Consider the following 15,568-nt stretch of genomic DNA (forward strand, 5'->3'; position numbering starts at 1 on the left):
AGCGGTTAGCCCTGCACCTGCTTGAGGATATTCCGGGCGTACCGCGCCTTCTGCGAAGAACCGGTCAGCGAACCCAACCAGGCACGCAGCGGTTCATCCACGAGCTCCACACGGGTGGCAGGATCGAGAGTCGCCAACGCCTGACTGAAGGCGCCCAGCAGCTTACCGAGCGAGTTCGCCCCGGTATCCAGGTGCGGTATGAGGCGCGCGAAGAAGCGCACCGCCGCCCGCGCATCCAGCTGGGCAAAGTCGGTGAGGGCGAGCGCCCAACGGTTCAGCATCGCCAGCGGCACAAAGTTCACGAACCCTGCGGTGGCGTCCTCAAGGCTGAGCTGATCGTCCAGCACGCGGTGCATGATTTCCACGGCGAGGGAACGAATTTCGACGCGCTGCTCCGAGAAGCCCGCGGCAAACACGAACGCGCAGGCAGGACCCCACGCGCCGGGGTGCGCCGCCAACGCCAAATACAGGCTCCGGTCGAAGGCGCTGTGATCCAAGATATACCAGTTGCTGCTAGCGCAGTAGTACGCCAGCGGTTCTGCCCGCGAGGGGTAGAGCAGGGCGTACTGTCCTTCTTCGTCGTGGTGGGCGGTGGCGAGGCCGCGGAAAGCGTTCAGCTCGGGGGTGGAAGCACCGTGCGCCACCCCGTTCAGCTGAAGGCCCCAGCTTTTCTCCCTCTGGGATACCGTGATGGATTCCAGGTAGGGGTTGACGCGCCCGGTGGCGAGGGTGCCGTCGAGGGCGGAGCGGAGCACGCGAATCTGGGTAGGGGCAGAGCGCGGAGCCTCCTCCTGAGCGTTCTTCACGTATTGCTCTTCGAGGCTTTCAAGCAGGGTCAGCGCCTCAGCACGGCGGCTCTGGGCGTTCTGTCGCTGCTCGTCGGTAGCGTACGGAGGCAGCACCTCCGGCACGCGCACACGCAGTAGCGCCGCAGTGAAATCCTGGCGCAGGATGGGGGCTCCATCAGCCAGGTTCTTGGTGTACCGGCGCACCAGGGTATCCGGATGCACCCACCCGCCAAACAGCTCAGGGGTGGCGAGCGGGGTGTAGCTCTGCCTGCTCTGCAGCACGCCGAGGGCATCCTTGAATCCGGTGCTGAAGAACGCGGCGTGGCGGGAGTACATGTAGTGCAGGTTTGGCACCGTACCGGGGTCTTCCCTCGGGGTCATTTCCGACGCCTTCGGGCGCTCACGCAGCTTCCCGGCGGCGGCAAGAACCGTCAAGTGCGCGCGCATGTCGAACCATGTCAAACCCCAGTGGTTCAGCTTTTTCAGGCAGATAGGAACCAGCTGTTCGAGCAGTTTGGGGCTCTGCGCGACGCCGTCGGCGCTGAGCAGGTAGGCGGTGAGCAGTTCCAGTTCCAGCTCGCATCCGGCGTGCGTTTCGGGAAGTTCCGTTTCGTTGAGCGTATCGGGGGTTGCACAGGGTGCAATCTGATGGTGCAGGAGTGCACGGGCGCGTTCTTGCACGTCGGATTCGGTAACGGGGCGCACGGGGGTGTCCCAGTACCGGTGGATTACGGCGCGGGAGGCGGCGAGCGCCTCCGCGGCGGCGGCCTCAAGGTCAGCAGCTTCAGTGAGGGCTGCGTCTTCCGTGCCGCTCCCCCGGCTATTCTCCGGGCTGTACCCATCTTCGAGGAGCGGCGAGCCGTCTTCCTGAATCTGCGCCAGCACAAGCGGATCCAGCTGGGAACGGTAGTCGCGGTAGAGTTCGCGGGCACGCTCGGCGAACACGATAGTCTCGGCGCTCGCGTTGTCTGCAGCGCCCGCCTGCACCCATTCTTCGAGGTGTTTGAGGGCGGCGGCTTGAACCTGCGCGTGGGTGTGGCTGAGCGCCATGACTACAGCGTCTTCGCAAACGGCAGCATCGAGGGTGCCCGCCCGGTACAGCGCCTGGAGCATGGTCAGGATTTTGAGTGCGTTTGCTTTGGTTCCGGCGCATACGGCGGGTGCCGCGTAGGCGAAGGCGGTAGCGTCCAGCGCCTGCGGGTTTTTGGTCCAGAGGCGGTGAATATGCTGCACACCAAGGGTTACGCTCGGACCGATGGGTGAGGAGAAAAGCGTCAGAAATTCGCTCTGACGTGCCTCGATTTCTTCGGCGGTGAGTTTGAGCCCGGTGACCAGGCGTGAGAACCAGCCGACCCGGTACGCCGGAAAGTCGCTCATGAGGGAGCTCAGGAGCGCATCAATCAGGCGGTCACGGCTAATCAGCCCGGTTTCGGTGGCTTCGATGAGGGCACAGGACCAGCCGGGGTTGTTGACCTTCTGCCCGGGCTTGTAAGAGTCTCGCTGGGTGAGGGATACGTCCCGGTTACCTTCGACGGCGAGCATGCCCCAGATGAGCTCTTCGCGGAGCTGTTCGTCCTCGCGCAGCAGCGGGAGGATCAGCTCGCGGTCGCAGTTAATGAGGGCGGTGTAGTATTCCTCGTTGTGTTCGAGGCGCGCCCCGCCGTAGAGCTCAGCTAGGCGCATCGCAACGCCTCCGGTGAACCAGCCGAACTCTGCGTAGGCTTTAACGCGGTCCTGGGTGACGGTTCCGGGCGTGTTTTTACCGAGCTGGGAGCCGTATGGGGTGGTGGTGATGTCGAAGTACTGCCAGCGGCGGTAAATCTGTTCGAGGGTGCCGCCGACCGCCAGGATGTTGGCGAGGTTGCGGTTGAAGTGCATGATGTCGCTCCAGGTTTTTTGCTGCCTTGTGAGCGGGTAAATGACTTCGCCGGGGAGCGGCTCGGTGATGACCCCTTCGGGGAAGGTATGCGTTTCGGGGCGTTTGCTCATGGTGGTCTTTCGGGAGGAAGCTGAGGGGAGCTTTTGGGGCGTCGTCTTTTAGTGCGGTGCGTGGTGTGTCGGGGTGTTTACCCTAGCCGGCGGCGTGTTCGCGGTAAAGAATGCTGACCGCCAGGGCGTGCTTGCAGGGGCCGCGCGTACCGCGGTACTTCAACCACCAGGGGCAGGAGCAGAGGTACCCCTCCACGGCGTACGGGTCGGCGGGTAGCACCACGGTGTACGTATTTGCGCCGCTGCGCACACTGTACTCACCGGTGCCGTGCTCGCCCGCCCCGACCCGCTCAATGGCGCCGGAGTCGGCAAGCTTTTTCGCGCCGACCAGGCGCGGGTGCATGGCGGTCAGCGCCTCCGGATGCACGGGCAGCGGGCGGTGGAAATACTCGCCAGCGTGCGCGTCAAAACCAACCTGACCGGAGGAAGCCAGCAGGGCGAGAGCGTCGCGGGTTGCCGCCTCATCCAGGCCGGCACGGGCAGACATGACGGGCACGTCAATGCGCGGCTCGAAGGAAAGCAGTACGCTGAGCATGTCAGCGTTCTGGGCGGTGTTCGGGTTAGACAGCGCCTGCAGCACGGATCCCTCACCGGAGAACCCGCGTGACTTTTCGGGACTCAAACCAATGCTCAGGCGTGCGCCTGGCAGGTGCGCCACCCACACGCTGGGAACGGGCGCGTTACCGGCGCTCACGGGCTCACTGTACGCGTCCAGGCGCTGAATGTGGCGGATGAGCGGCTCAAGCACGCGCAGACGCTCGGGGCCCGCCACGCATACGGATCCAGCGGTGGCGCGGGTGGCAAGCCGCAGGGAACGCACGGCACGGGTTGCCCACAGTACCGCCTTGGTGCTGGAGTTACGCGGCAGGGAGTGGATGAAGGTTCGGGCGGCGGCAGCGTCCAGGCTGTGCACCGGGCTCATGCGGGATGAGAGCATCTGCGTTTCTGCAAAGCCTTTGAGCCAGCGGATGGGCAGCGGCACTTTTTCTTCCATGACGGAGCCGTCAAGGGTGGTGGTGAGCAGCCCGTCGTCGCCGACGTTCAGGTGGATGGGCTCCCCTGCTCTGAGGGAGGCAAGCGCGGCACGCAGGGGCGGGTTGACGTCTACGTTGGTGACGCCTACGGCGCTGTGGCTGGCATCGAGTGCGCTGGAGTCAACGTCAAGGCGCGCGTACACTCCGCAGCAGGCGCTGAAGGATTCGAAGCGTAGGCCTTCGGCGGTGCTGGTGACGACGGGGTCTGCGGCGCGTAGGGCTCCGGCGAGGGAGCTGGGCGGCACGTAGAAGCGGGTGCGGGCGACCCTGGCGACGACCAGTAGTGCAGTGGCGTAGACATCTGCTCGTTCGAGGAACCCGGAAAAGAAGTACGGGTGGGATGCGGCACCTTCGGGGGTGCTACCGCCGCTGGTGGCGAGGCTGAGCGCGCGGGAGTCGGCGCCGTCGATGAGGGCTGACGGGGCGGTGTACGTGTAGTCGAGGGTGTAGGCGCTCATGGCTTCTTTGCCTTTCGTATGTGGTGTATACGTCCTATCATGCCGTAAAGATTCGCGTCCCGCTACCGCTTTCGTCATTGCCGTTTGGTGCATAAAAAATCCCCGACATTCTCGGTTGAGAAGTGCCGGGGAGAAGCTCTATTTGGCTCACCCTCGATGGGGTGGGCGTGGGCTCTGATGAGAGGCTCAGGCTAGACGACGATCTGGCCGTTGAAGCGCAGGGCCAGGCCGTACAGGACCACTGCGATAACCCAGATGACAATCACGGTCACGGTCAGGCGAATCAGGTTCTTCGACGCCATACCGGAGGAGTTCAGGGAGTTGGTCATACCGCCGCCGAACATGTCGGAGAGGCCGCCGCCCTGACCGCGGTTGAGCAGCACAAGCATCACTGCGATCACGCTGGTGATGGCGATGATGACCATGAGTACGTTCATGATGACGTCCATGGGGACCTTCCTTCGTTGTCTTCTGGTGGGGTGCCTGGACTGCGGGGGTGCAGACAGACGGGTTTAACTATACGCTACAGCCGCCATTCGGTCACGTTGAGGCGGCTTTTACGCGGCGCGGTTGCTGCGGCGCTGGTATTCGCTGGGGGTCAGCTGCAGTGCTGCGGGGCGGTCGGTGAGCACACGCTGAGCGGTGAGTTCGTCGCCTTCGGTGTCGTAGGCGCGCACGTATCCGCCGTCGATGAGGTAGTAGGTGAACTGCTGCGCGGCTGCCCAGTAGGCGCCTCCTTCAGCGTAGAAGCCCTGGTCTACCCAGTCGCGCAGGGTGAGGGTGACGGGGATTTCCGGTGAGGAGGTGCGGCTGTAGAGCTGGTCGAGGAATGCTTCTCGGCGGCTCTCGAAGTACTGGTATTCGGGCGAGGGTTCCTGGTATTCTGCGCCGCCTGCGTAGCCGATGTTGCCGCCGTCGTTGCCGGGTAGGCGCGGGGCACTCACTTTGCGGTTGCGCAGGTAGCTGTAGAGGATCATGCCGACGAGGGCTGCGATGACCAGGGAAAAACCAAAGCTGAACATGCCGTTAAGTGTACGGGGCGAACCGCGGGGTCGGCGTATTCCGGGTGGGTTTTGCGGCGAGGGGCGAACGCGCCCGGCCCTTCTCCCCCGCCCCTTACGTCTGGCTCCTGCTCCCGGCTCTTACTCCCGCCTCGTACATCCACCGCTAACTCGGTGGCGGTTAAATGGTTCAGCGCCCGGTCGGGTGGGTACCCGCCAGGCGCTGTAACGCTATGAGACGCTATGGTGCGTCAGGGTTTTATGCGTCGAAGCGTGCGATTGCTGCGAACTCGTCAGCCTGCAGGGATGCGCCGCCGACGAGCACGCCGTCCACGTCTTCCTTGCCCATGATGGAGGGTGCGGAGGAGGACTTGACGGAGCCACCGTAGAGAACGCGGACCTTCTCTGCAACGTCTGCGGAGTAGAGCTTAGCGATTTCTGCGCGGATTGCTGCGGACATTTCCTGTGCGTCGTCTGCGGTTGCGACCTTGCCGGTGCCGATTGCCCAGACGGGCTCGTATGCGATGACGAGGGTTTCTGCCTGCTCTGCGGTCAGACCTGCGATGGAGCCGCGCAGCTGCTCGAGGGTGTACTCGACGTGGGTGCCTGCTTCGCGGATTTCGAGGGGCTCACCGACGCAGAGGACGGGGGTCAGGCCGTGCTTGTATGCTGCCTGGACCTTTGCTGCGCACAGCTCGTCGCTTTCGTGGTGGTAGGTGCGGCGCTCGGAGTGGCCGACGAGCACGAAGGTTGCGCCGAGCTTGGAGAGGAATGCGCCGGAGATTTCGCCGGTGTATGCGCCGGAGTCGTGGACGGAGAGGTCCTGGCCGCCGTAGAGGATGTCCAGCTTGTCGCCTTCGACGAGGGTCTGCACGGAGCGGATGTCGGTGAAGGGCGGGAAGACGGCTACTTCGGTTGCGGAGAAGTTGAAGTTTGCGTCGTCGAGGGTCCATGCGAGCTTCTGGACGAGGGTGACTGCCTCTGCGTGGTTGAGGTTCATCTTCCAGTTGCCTGCGATGAGGGGCTTACGCGACATAGTTCGCTCCTTAGCTTTCCCGCGCGGTATGCCGGGCGGGGTTGTTGTTCGGAATTTTCCTTTTCTATTTTAGAGGGTTGGCGGCATATTTTCACTGGTTCGGCGCGGTTTTATGCTGTGCCTTGACTATTCTCACCCCGCGTTCGCTGATCGTGTGGAACCCCGGATACGAAGTACCGGCAGGGTGGAGCTTAGGGGGCTCTACCCTGCCGGTATTCTGCCGGTGGTGTTTGTCTACGGTGTGTTAGTACCTGCCGCCGTTGAGAGCGGACAGCAGAAAAGAAAAGGTAATGGCGATAATGATTGCTTCGAGTGCCATCACTCGTGCGCATAAGCCGAGGGACTGTGCCCAGGGCATCTTACGGGTGGCGATTGCTTCGGTAATCCAGGTGACAAGTGCACAGTATGCGAAGGCGATACACACCCAGATAATGATGCTCGCAATAATCAGCAGGGGCGCGTTAGGCCCTGTCGTGTACGTCAGGTATAGCGACATTAGAGGTATCCCGCCGATAGACACTCCAAGGGGAACCGCAACCAGGAGGCAGATAAGCGAGTAGAGGCCCATGCGCTTAGGCTCTGCGGGCGCGGGTGCTACCGCCTCAGCAGGAGCCGCGGATGCGGCACCATCTACGGCGGGGTCTTGCGCGGGACTCTGGAGGGCGGTTGCGGTAGGTACTGCAGTAGCTTCTACCGTGGTGCTTTCTGCAGCGTTGTTCTGCACGGTGTTTTCCTGTACAGCATTGCTCTGCGCCGTATTCTCCGGCAAGGGGCTGCCCTGCACGGCGCTGTCCTGTGCGGGCGCGCCGGGGTTCTGGGGCGACTGTTCCATATGTCTCCTAGGGTGGTTGGTGTGGTGTGGTTATTGGTTATGTCGTGCGAATACCTGGAAGGTGAGTTCTATACCTCTAGCCCTTCAAGGGAGAATCCCGGAGGGTACAGCGGCGTGGCGTCCTTATCGTCTTCCACCAGCACCCAGCGGCCGCGCAGGTGCTCCGCGCAGAGGAAAGCGTACTCTTCCTCACCGGTCTTCAAGAACTTATCGATGGGTAGCTTCTCCCCCGTTTGGGGCACGTAGAAGACAGCCTCATCACGAATACGTCGCCTTGCCTGGTATCTCAATATCTGCCGACCATTCTTACTGCGGTCATTAATACCGGCGGTGGTAACCTGCAGGCGGTACACATCCTGACCGGCGATAAGCCAGCCGCGATTTTCCCGGTACAGCCGAAGAAGCTCAGGGGAAATAATCTCTTCGGGGTTGATCACTTCAGAGAGCGGTTTGGTATCTCCGGTGTAGTAGAAATAGTTCAGGGCGGCATAAAAGTACGCCTGAAAAATATAGAAACCACCGCGGTTATACTCATTCATTCCCGGCTGCAGAACGGGGTAGGGCACATTCTGGGCTGCATGCTCTTCAGTGGCGGGTACGTACCTGCCGTTGCGTTCGTAGGCGGTGTAGACCATAAACCCCGCTGCGCTTCCACGGTCTACGTAACCAGCATCAAACTTCTCATCAGGTTCTAGAGCGATTAGTGCCCTATCCCATTTAAGAAGACGCATTTTCTGCTTTTCCTCATCATTGGCGAGGATACCGGCCTGTCGACCGACGAAGAGAGCGCCGAGGACTCCCACGCCCCCTATTGCGAGGGTACGACGAGAAAAACGGGGCTTTCGCGGCTCCGACTGATGAGCAAGTAGCTGACCAGAAGATACCGGATGAGCTTCCTGGGAGGAGTTCTGCTGGATGCTCGTCTCCTGTTCCTTACGTTGGGGTCCCATGGTTATACCTCCTTTTCAGGGATGAAGTGAATATCCCATCCGGGATCGAGGAAACGCGAGCGCAAGGTCCCGTGGATTGCTCCGTCGCGAAGGAGTCCGCGCGTGTCGAATTCGGCGATGGGCTGTAGCTGCCCGGTGTCTTTCCGGAAGACTTTTGCTTCGGGAAGGATGTCGAATTTGACGTTCCAGTCGAAGATTTTTTGTTCTTCGTTATGGATGCGCGGTTGTGCTTCGAGAATGTGCATGGTCAAGATTTGTTGGTTGGGGGTGATGACCCAGCCTTTCCCGTCGTCAAAGATATCTTGAATAGCAGGGAAGAACATTTCTTGGGCGGTCATGGCATATTCAAGGCGACGTGAATCAGATGCCAAAAGCATATAGTTTTGGCATTGATAATAGTAGCTATTATAGAATTTCAAATCAGCGGACGTTAGAAATTTAGTAAACGTATAGCTGTAGTCTGGCGGCGGCGCAGAATATGCAGGGTGCTGCTGATTTGCGGGGGTGTAAATTCCAATCATGTCAGTATCGACAAGATGGTATGCACCCCTGTAGTCTTCTTGATTGAAAAATTTTTTAGTCCACTCCGGGTCGACAGTCATTTCTTCTCCTTCCTAAAATATATCTCTCATTACCTAACGCTAATTTGAATTCATGAATCTATTTCGTATATCCAGCCACAGAAGCACCCTCGGGTAATAAGAGATCACCTTGCAGATTTTCGTCAACGCTTACCCAGCGTCCATCCAAAAACTCGCCGTAGAAATTTATAGTCGGGTGGCGGTCAGTATGAAACATATCCCGAAAATACTTCACTTCGCCGGTATCGCGGTACACAAAATAGGCGTCTCCATATATCGATAATTCCGTCTACATTTGTTGTGAGTTGAAATATCTAATGCATAAACATAAGAAGAACACTCATTGTTCAGACAACAAATGAGATCATTAAACGAATAAATACCTTTAGCGAATCAACATCTGACTTGTCTGAGTTAGATGCTTGAGCAGCATCGTGAGAGCCCCGTCGTGAGAACCTCAGCGTACTCACCTTGAAAAGGTACAGGGACGGCATACGCCTGAAAAGTAACCATATATTTAGCTTCCGGAAGTTGAAGTTGATGTGACGGTGAACGAGCTTTCTCGCCCACACCTCAAGGTAACACACGCACACTCTGCACACGAACTCAGTAGGACGGATTCCGCCTCCCATAGCCAGCCGCGAAGAGCCCACCTCAAAAGCCCAGCAAGAAACCCCCGCCAACACAGTACCGAAAGTACTGCCCGGCGGGGGTTTCTAGAGAAGCTACAGCTGCCCGAATCCTTGCGGGTAGATCGGCTCGTAGGTGTTGCGGTTGCTGTAGCCGTCGCGGTCAACCACAATCACCCACTGCCCGCGCAGATGCTCCACAGCCAGCGAGAAACGCCCCAGATACTTCAAATATTTGCGGATATCCTGCTTCTCCCCCGTCTCTTTAACGTAAAACGCAAGGTCCTTAGCCTTAGTCGTGTACAGGGTGCTCACCAGGATATTACGGCTCGTATTTTTAGGTTTCTCACCCGCAATAAGATCATCAACAACGTTGGCGCTCAGAACGTTCTTGTCAGCCGAAATAACCCATCCGCGCTTCTCCCTGTACAGGCGAAGAATTTCGGGGTGCAGCACCTTTTCCGGGTCCGTGACCTTAGAAAGAGGTTCTGTATCGCCCGTGTGGTAGAAGTAATTCATCGACGCGAAGTAGTACGCCAAGAACGCGTAAAGGCCAGCGCGGTCGTAGTTATCCATTCCGGGCTGTTGAATAGGGTACGGCACGTTCTGCGCCGCCTGCGTCTCGGTAGCAGGAATGAAGCGCCCCTTACGCTCAAACGCCGTATAAACCAGCGGTCCGGAGGAAGGCCCCAAGCTGTGGAGCTCATCGTACTTCTCCGTGGGTTCCAGGCGCACAAATTCCTGGTCACGCTTCTTATCGGCCTGGGACTCCAAGCCTGTCCCGTTGAGCAGTTTAGTACCCCAGCCAAAACCTATCGCGACGAGGGCGGCACCGGCGAACACGCCAGCTCGTATAAACTTGGCGCGAGTGATCATAGACCTCATGAGCGCTCGTTGCTCGTTGTATCCGGGTCCGCCGTATCCGGGTCCACCAAAGTTATTCGTCATGTTGCTCTCCCCTCCCCTAGCTCAAACTATTTTCTGGGATGAATTGGACGGGCCTCCACTCATTCGTGAATTGTGTGCGTAGAGTCCCGTGTATTGCGCCGTCTCGGATCAGGCCGCGCGTATCAAAATCGGTGATGGGGTACACCTGGTTTGTGTCTTTGCGGTACACCTGAACTTCGGGAAGAATATCGAACCGCACGTTCCATTCCACAATTTTTAGCGTCTCGTCGATGAGGCGCGGCTGCCCCTCCAGAAGGTTCATGGTCAGAACCTTAGAGGCAGGCGTGATGACCCAGCCTTTACCCTCTTCGTAGAGGTCCTGAATGGCGGGGAAGAACATTTCTTCACTGATATTGTCGATCCGCAGAACTGCCGGTTCGGAGGCGAGAATCATGTAGTTTTGGCAGGCGTAGTAGTAGCCGAGGTAGGGGCGCAGGTTTGACACCTTGTAACCATTCGGCGTGTACCTCACGCCCGGGGCGGGTGCCGAGTAGGCGGGGTGGTCCCGGTTTGCGGGTGTGTAGGGCCCGATTACGCAGTCGGCTACATACGGGTATGTTCCGGTGTAGTCTTTTTCGTCAAAGAGCATTTGAGCGTTGACGGTCATTCTTTCCCTCCTTGGATTCGATGTGCATTAGTTGCCGTTTTCACGAGCTGCCGAGGTGGTTCTGGGCTGCTCGGGCGGCTGGGTTCAGCACCTGGGCGTCTTCGCCCGCCTGTATTCGCTTGTCTGTATTTGTTTGCCTGTGGAGGTGCGTGCGCTCCCTGCTTCGCTCCCCCGCGGCAACCGTATGGGTACCGCCCGGTGAGCGCAGGGAACCTGTACATTTCCAGTCTAGTAAAGCTGCCTCTAAGCATCCCGGTTAGAGGCACCAAACCCAGGGAATCCACAGCATATAGCCAGGAAGCAGCCCCAAAACCCCACCCGCATAGGGTAAACCGGGCATGAGCGGGCATGCAGAAACCCCCGCCGGAACGGTACCGAAATACCGCCCCGACGGGGGTTCCCTACACTAAAACCGTGTACTAAATCTGTGCACCCAGATTAGGCGCCCAGTGCCTCCAGGCCGGGCAGGGTCTTACCCTCAATGTACTCGAGGGAAGCGCCACCACCGGTGGAGATGTGGCCGAACTGCTCATCCTTGAAGCCCAGGTTACGGACTGCAGATGCGGAGTCGCCACCACCAATGATGGAGAACGAGTCAGACTCGACGATAGCCTGAGCCACTGCGCGGGTACCCTCAGCGAAGGGAGCAATCTCGAACACGCCAACGGGGCCGTTCCAGAAGATGGTCTTTGCACCCTTGATCTTCTCAGCGAAAATCTCGCGGGTCTTGGGGCCAATGTCCAGGCCCTCAGCCTCTGCGCCCAGCTTGCCGCCGGTCAGGTCCTCAATCGGGCGAATCTCGGTGTTAGCGTCAGCGGAGAATGCGTCAGACCAGACAACGTCTACTGCGGTGATGATCTCGGTGCCCTTCTCGGGAGCTTCCTTCAGGTAACGCAGAACGTTGTCGACCTGGTCCTTCTCCAGCAGCGACTGGCCAACCTCGTAGCCCTGTGCGTATGCGAAGGTGTAGCCCATACCGCCACCAATGAGGATGGTGTCAGCCTTACCAATCAGGTTGTCAATCACGGCGAGCTTATCGGAAACCTTAGCGCCACCCATGACCACGACGAAGGGACGCTCGGGGTCGTTCAGGGTCTTAGCCAGAACGTCAACTTCCTTCTTCACCAGGTCACCCAGGTATGCGGGCAGGCGCTTAGCAACGTCGTAGACGGAAGCGTGCTTGCGGTGAACCGCACCGAATGCGTCGTTCACGTATGCGCCGTTCTCGCCGGTCAGTGCGACCAGCTCGTCAGCGAATTCGCCGCGCTCTGCGTCATCCTTGGAGGTCTCGCGTGCGTCGTAGCGGACGTTCTCAACAACCAGAACTTCGCCGTCAGCCAGGGCTGCTGCCTTAGCCTTTGCGTCCTCGCCTACCAGGTCGGTTGCAACCTTCACGGGCACGGATGCCAGCTCAGCCAAGCGTGCAGCTGCCGGTGCGATGGAGTACTGGGGGTCAACCTTGCCCTTGGGGCGGCCCAGGTGTGCGGTCACGATAACGCGTGCGCCAGCCTTGGCAAGCTTCTCAATGACGGGCAGGGATGCGCGGACGCGGCCGTCGTCGGTGACAACGCCGTCCTTCAGGGGTACGTTCAGGTCGGAACGAACGAGAACGTGGCGGCCTGCGACGCCTTCTTCGAGCAGTTCGGACAGTGCCTTAGCCATAGGAATTCCTCCTGGATAGGTGGGTTTATATACCGTTTCCATCATACCGAACATTAGGGTGTTTGACAGCCTAAAAAATAGCTTTTATATGGTGTTTTTCCGCAGAATATCGCGGATATTCGCACTCTCTATCAGCTATCTTCTTACGGTATTTTTGACCCAAAAAGGGCGACGGAAAACAGTATGTTTATACGTTTTTAGGGGTTTTATTCAAGGCCCTTACACATGGGTCTTGGTACAGCAAACCCCGACTCCCCCGCTTGATGCGGTGGTGCCGGGGTTCACTATGCGTTAGTTACGCTGGGTGACGCTTACACTCGGTTAGCGTCGTAAGCCTATTGGGGCTTAGAGGGATGCCACAACCTTGTTGGTGAACATCACGAGGCGTGCAACGTAGCCGTACTCGTTGTCGTACCAAGCGATAACCTTCACCTGGTCGCCGATGACCTTGGTCAGCGGTGCGTCGAAGACGGTGGAGATGGGCTCACCCTCGATGTCCTTGGACACGATGGGATCCTCGTTGTACTTGATGATGCCCTTCATGGGGCCCTCAGCTGCTGCCTTGACTGCTGCGTTGACTTCCTCAACGGTGACCTCGCGCTCAGCGGTGAAGGTCAGGTCGGTGATGGAGCCGGTGATGGTGGGAACGCGGACTGCGAAGCCGTCCAGCTTACCCTTCAGCTCGGGCAGAACCAGGCCAACAGCTGCTGCTGCACCGGTGGAGGTGGGGACCATGTTCACAGCTGCTGCGCGTGCACGGCGCAGGTCGCGGTGGGGAGCATCCTGCAGACGCTGGTCAGCGGTGTATGCGTGGATGGTGGTCATCAGACCCTGCTTGATGCCGAATGCGTCGTTCAGGACCTTAGCCATCGGAGCGAGGCAGTTGGTGGTGCAGGATGCGTTGGAGACGATGTGGTGGTTAGCTGCATCGTACTGGTCGTCGTTCACGCCCATGACGAAGGTGCCGTCGATGTTCTTACCGGGAGCGGAGAGGATAACCTTCTTAGCGCCAGCCTCGATGTGTGCCTTTGCCTTGCTGCCTTCGGTGAAGAAACCGGTGGACTCGAGGACTACGTCAACGCCCAGGTCCTTCCAGGGGAGGTTCTGGGGATCACGCTCAGCGAGGATCTTGATTTCCTTGCCGTCAACAACCAGCGCGCCTTCCTTGACCTCAACCTCTGCGTTGAAGCGACCCATGATGGAGTCGTACTTGAGCAGGTGTGCCAGGGTCTCAACATCGGTGAGGTCGTTGATTGCGACGATCTCGAAGCCGACGCCCTCGGTCTGAGCTGCGCGGAAGAAGGTGCGGCCGATGCGGCCGAAGCCGTTGATTGCTACGCGTACAGTCACTGGAGTATCTCCTTGTCAGTGCGTTGGTGGCGGTGTACAAATCCGATGCCTTGTGGGCTCTGGTTTAGTCGGATTCGTCCGTGCTCTATGTTGCCCGGTGCGTTCCGCCGTTGTTGGTAATAATCCTACCCTAGTTTGTGTGTGTTTTGGTGTGTTATATCGAGAAATTTTTGTGAGTTATGCCATAAAAACCGGCAAAAACCCGTTGTTTTCTGTTGGTTTGCGTTGTGTTCATGCTTAGAAAATGTTGCGATACGGTCACGGCAACATAAACACACATGAAACGCACATTTACTAAAAACCGCGCCATATCAAGGCAAAATCTGAGGGTAAAAAACACCCTTTCACCTGCGAATGGGTTTCAATGACGTCCCATGCGCTCGCACGCAGTGCAATTTCTCACGCGAAAACAGACGAGCCCAACGTAAGACACACCACAGCCTTAAAACGGGTTAAATACGCTCCCGGCACACAGTTTTCGTGTCGTGTTTCGTGTCGCCCGCGGCGCATCATACGGGAACACCGCATAAGCACATCCGCGGACACGCAGCACGAGCACTCAGCACAGAGTCAGCGCGGGCACACAGGAAAGGCGGCTAGTACATGATCCTAATAAACGACCAGCGCCACAGCACCCAAACCCGAATGAGCCGACAGCACCGGCGGCAACGCACTCACCAAAAACTCCGGGGCAGAAGAAACGGCGGCATCATGAACGAGGGAGCTCTCCCCCAGCATCTGCTGAACCTGCTCATACAACTGCACCGCCTGCGCCGCATTACCCACATGATGCACCGCAACCACCTCACCGCGCGGGGATGCGGCAAGCGAAGAACTAGCGGGGTCGGTGGCAGTAGAGCCCACGGAAGCAGAGCTGAGCGCCGCCGCATGCTGATGCTCACGGCAGGTTTGCACGGTCACCTCCACCAGGCGCTCCAAGGCGCGCGCCGCAGTGCGGGGGCGCTCCACATACGCCAGCTTGCCCTCGGTAATCGTGCCAATCGGCTTAATCTGGAACATTTGACCCACCATCGCCAACGCCGGGGAAACACGGCCACCGCGGCGCAACGCGTCCAGGGTCGGGATATAAAAGTAGAGCGTGGACTGCTCGCAGACGGACTGAATGTAATCCACCAGCTGCCCGGGGGTCGGATAGTCAGAGCTCGGGTAGTCAGGGCTCGGAACAAAATCAGAGGAAGCAGAGTTTAGCACCTCCAAGGCACGAACCACCGCATGACCGTAGGCACCGGCGACCGTGCGGCTATCCACCACGCTCACGCCCATAGAACCCAGGCGGCTCAGGCGGGCACCGGTGCGTGCCGCCTCCACCGTGCCCGAGAGCTCACCGGACAGATGCACCGACACCACATGCGTAAAACCTCGCGACGCCAACTCGTCATACACATCAGCAAACACGCCCGGCGCGGGCCCGGAAGTGCTCACCGTCTGACCCATCACGTGCGCAAGCATAATCGCCTCATCCACCTCGGCGGCGGTCAAATCCTGCAGCTGACGATCCGGCTCACCGGGCGTGCGAATGGTCACCGGCATCGGAACCATCACAAAATTACCGCGAGCGCTCAGGCGCTGCACGAGCTCCGGGTCGAGGGCGGCGGCGCTATCGGTTACCACGGCAATGCGGTTCTCTGCGTTATTTTCTCGCTCCATATTCCGACCCTTCTTCCGGTTCGTCAGTGCATGAT

General features: G+C 59.2%; 13 protein-coding genes. All 13 read right to left on the reverse strand.

What is annotated here, in order from left to right; translation table 11 throughout:
• Positions 1 to 5 precede the first annotated feature (5 nt).
• Complete coding sequence (locus O3649_RS03660) at positions 6 to 2,777, reverse strand: DUF6493 family protein (RefSeq protein WP_371572823.1); 2,772 nt, start codon at positions 2,775 to 2,777, stop codon at positions 6 to 8.
• 82 nt (positions 2,778 to 2,859) lie between these two features.
• Entirely contained in the window at positions 2,860 to 4,269 is a 1,410-nt protein-coding gene (locus O3649_RS03665; RefSeq protein ID WP_070600183.1) for an SWIM zinc finger family protein, read from the reverse strand.
• A 191-nt stretch (positions 4,270 to 4,460) separates the two neighbouring features.
• Positions 4,461 to 4,718, reverse strand: a complete 258-nt coding sequence (gene secG, locus O3649_RS03670; protein ID WP_012903590.1) for a preprotein translocase subunit SecG — start codon at positions 4,716 to 4,718, stop codon at positions 4,461 to 4,463.
• 108 nt (positions 4,719 to 4,826) lie between these two features.
• A complete protein-coding gene (locus O3649_RS03675) occupies positions 4,827 to 5,291 on the reverse strand; it encodes a hypothetical protein (protein ID WP_044143857.1) in 465 nt (154 codons plus the stop codon).
• Positions 5,292 to 5,529: 238 nt separating this feature from the next.
• On the reverse strand, positions 5,530 to 6,306 hold the full coding sequence (tpiA, locus tag O3649_RS03680; RefSeq protein ID WP_005509126.1) for a triose-phosphate isomerase: 777 nt from the start codon (positions 6,304 to 6,306) through the stop codon (positions 5,530 to 5,532).
• Positions 6,307 to 6,550: 244 nt separating this feature from the next.
• Positions 6,551 to 7,138 carry a histidyl-tRNA synthetase gene (locus tag O3649_RS03685; protein ID WP_070600186.1) on the reverse strand — a complete coding sequence of 196 codons (588 nt, stop codon included), beginning with the start codon at positions 7,136 to 7,138 and terminating at the stop codon, positions 6,551 to 6,553.
• 68 nt (positions 7,139 to 7,206) lie between these two features.
• A complete protein-coding gene (locus O3649_RS03690; protein WP_371572826.1) occupies positions 7,207 to 8,088 on the reverse strand; it encodes a DUF6318 family protein in 882 nt (293 codons plus the stop codon).
• Between the two features lie 2 nt (positions 8,089 to 8,090).
• Positions 8,091 to 8,690, reverse strand: coding sequence for a DUF6318 family protein (locus tag O3649_RS03695; protein WP_371572828.1), 600 nt, complete (start codon positions 8,688 to 8,690; stop codon positions 8,091 to 8,093).
• Positions 8,691 to 9,394: 704 nt separating this feature from the next.
• Positions 9,395 to 10,183: a DUF6318 family protein gene (locus tag O3649_RS03700; RefSeq protein WP_314361489.1), complete on the reverse strand. Its 789-nt coding sequence runs from the start codon at positions 10,181 to 10,183 to the stop codon at positions 9,395 to 9,397.
• Positions 10,184 to 10,262: 79 nt separating this feature from the next.
• Positions 10,263 to 10,853: a DUF6318 family protein gene (locus O3649_RS03705; RefSeq protein ID WP_294640979.1), complete on the reverse strand. Its 591-nt coding sequence runs from the start codon at positions 10,851 to 10,853 to the stop codon at positions 10,263 to 10,265.
• Between the two features lie 438 nt (positions 10,854 to 11,291).
• A complete protein-coding gene (gene pgk / locus O3649_RS03710; protein WP_005506145.1) occupies positions 11,292 to 12,515 on the reverse strand; it encodes a phosphoglycerate kinase in 1,224 nt (407 codons plus the stop codon).
• Between the two features lie 345 nt (positions 12,516 to 12,860).
• Entirely contained in the window at positions 12,861 to 13,865 is a 1,005-nt protein-coding gene (gap, locus tag O3649_RS03715; RefSeq protein ID WP_005506148.1) for a type I glyceraldehyde-3-phosphate dehydrogenase, read from the reverse strand.
• A gap of 609 nt (positions 13,866 to 14,474) precedes the next feature.
• On the reverse strand, positions 14,475 to 15,533 hold the full coding sequence (locus O3649_RS03720; protein WP_049362242.1) for a DegV family protein: 1,059 nt from the start codon (positions 15,531 to 15,533) through the stop codon (positions 14,475 to 14,477).
• Between the last annotated feature and the right edge of the window lie 35 nt (positions 15,534 to 15,568).

The organism is Rothia sp. 27098_8_29 (genome assembly GCF_041432785.1).
Lineage (GTDB): Bacteria > Actinomycetota > Actinomycetes > Actinomycetales > Micrococcaceae > Rothia > Rothia mucilaginosa.

Bases quoted from the DNA above. Each gene is read 5' to 3' on its own strand.
- O3649_RS03660 (WP_371572823.1), bottom strand. From the start codon at position 2,777: ATGAGCAAACGCCCCGAAACGCATACCTTCCCCGAAGGGGTCATCACC.
- O3649_RS03665 (WP_070600183.1), bottom strand. From the start codon at position 4,269: ATGAGCGCCTACACCCTCGACTACACGTACACCGCCCCGTCAGCCCTC.
- secG (WP_012903590.1), bottom strand. From the start codon at position 4,718: ATGGACGTCATCATGAACGTACTCATGGTCATCATCGCCATCACCAGC.
- O3649_RS03675 (WP_044143857.1), bottom strand. From the start codon at position 5,291: ATGTTCAGCTTTGGTTTTTCCCTGGTCATCGCAGCCCTCGTCGGCATG.
- tpiA (WP_005509126.1), bottom strand. From the start codon at position 6,306: ATGTCGCGTAAGCCCCTCATCGCAGGCAACTGGAAGATGAACCTCAAC.
- O3649_RS03685 (WP_070600186.1), bottom strand. From the start codon at position 7,138: ATGGAACAGTCGCCCCAGAACCCCGGCGCGCCCGCACAGGACAGCGCC.
- O3649_RS03690 (WP_371572826.1), bottom strand. From the start codon at position 8,088: ATGGGACCCCAACGTAAGGAACAGGAGACGAGCATCCAGCAGAACTCC.
- O3649_RS03695 (WP_371572828.1), bottom strand. From the start codon at position 8,690: ATGACTGTCGACCCGGAGTGGACTAAAAAATTTTTCAATCAAGAAGAC.
- O3649_RS03700 (WP_314361489.1), bottom strand. From the start codon at position 10,183: ATGAGGTCTATGATCACTCGCGCCAAGTTTATACGAGCTGGCGTGTTC.
- O3649_RS03705 (WP_294640979.1), bottom strand. From the start codon at position 10,853: ATGACCGTCAACGCTCAAATGCTCTTTGACGAAAAAGACTACACCGGA.
- pgk (WP_005506145.1), bottom strand. From the start codon at position 12,515: ATGGCTAAGGCACTGTCCGAACTGCTCGAAGAAGGCGTCGCAGGCCGC.
- O3649_RS03720 (WP_049362242.1), bottom strand. From the start codon at position 15,533: ATGGAGCGAGAAAATAACGCAGAGAACCGCATTGCCGTGGTAACCGAT.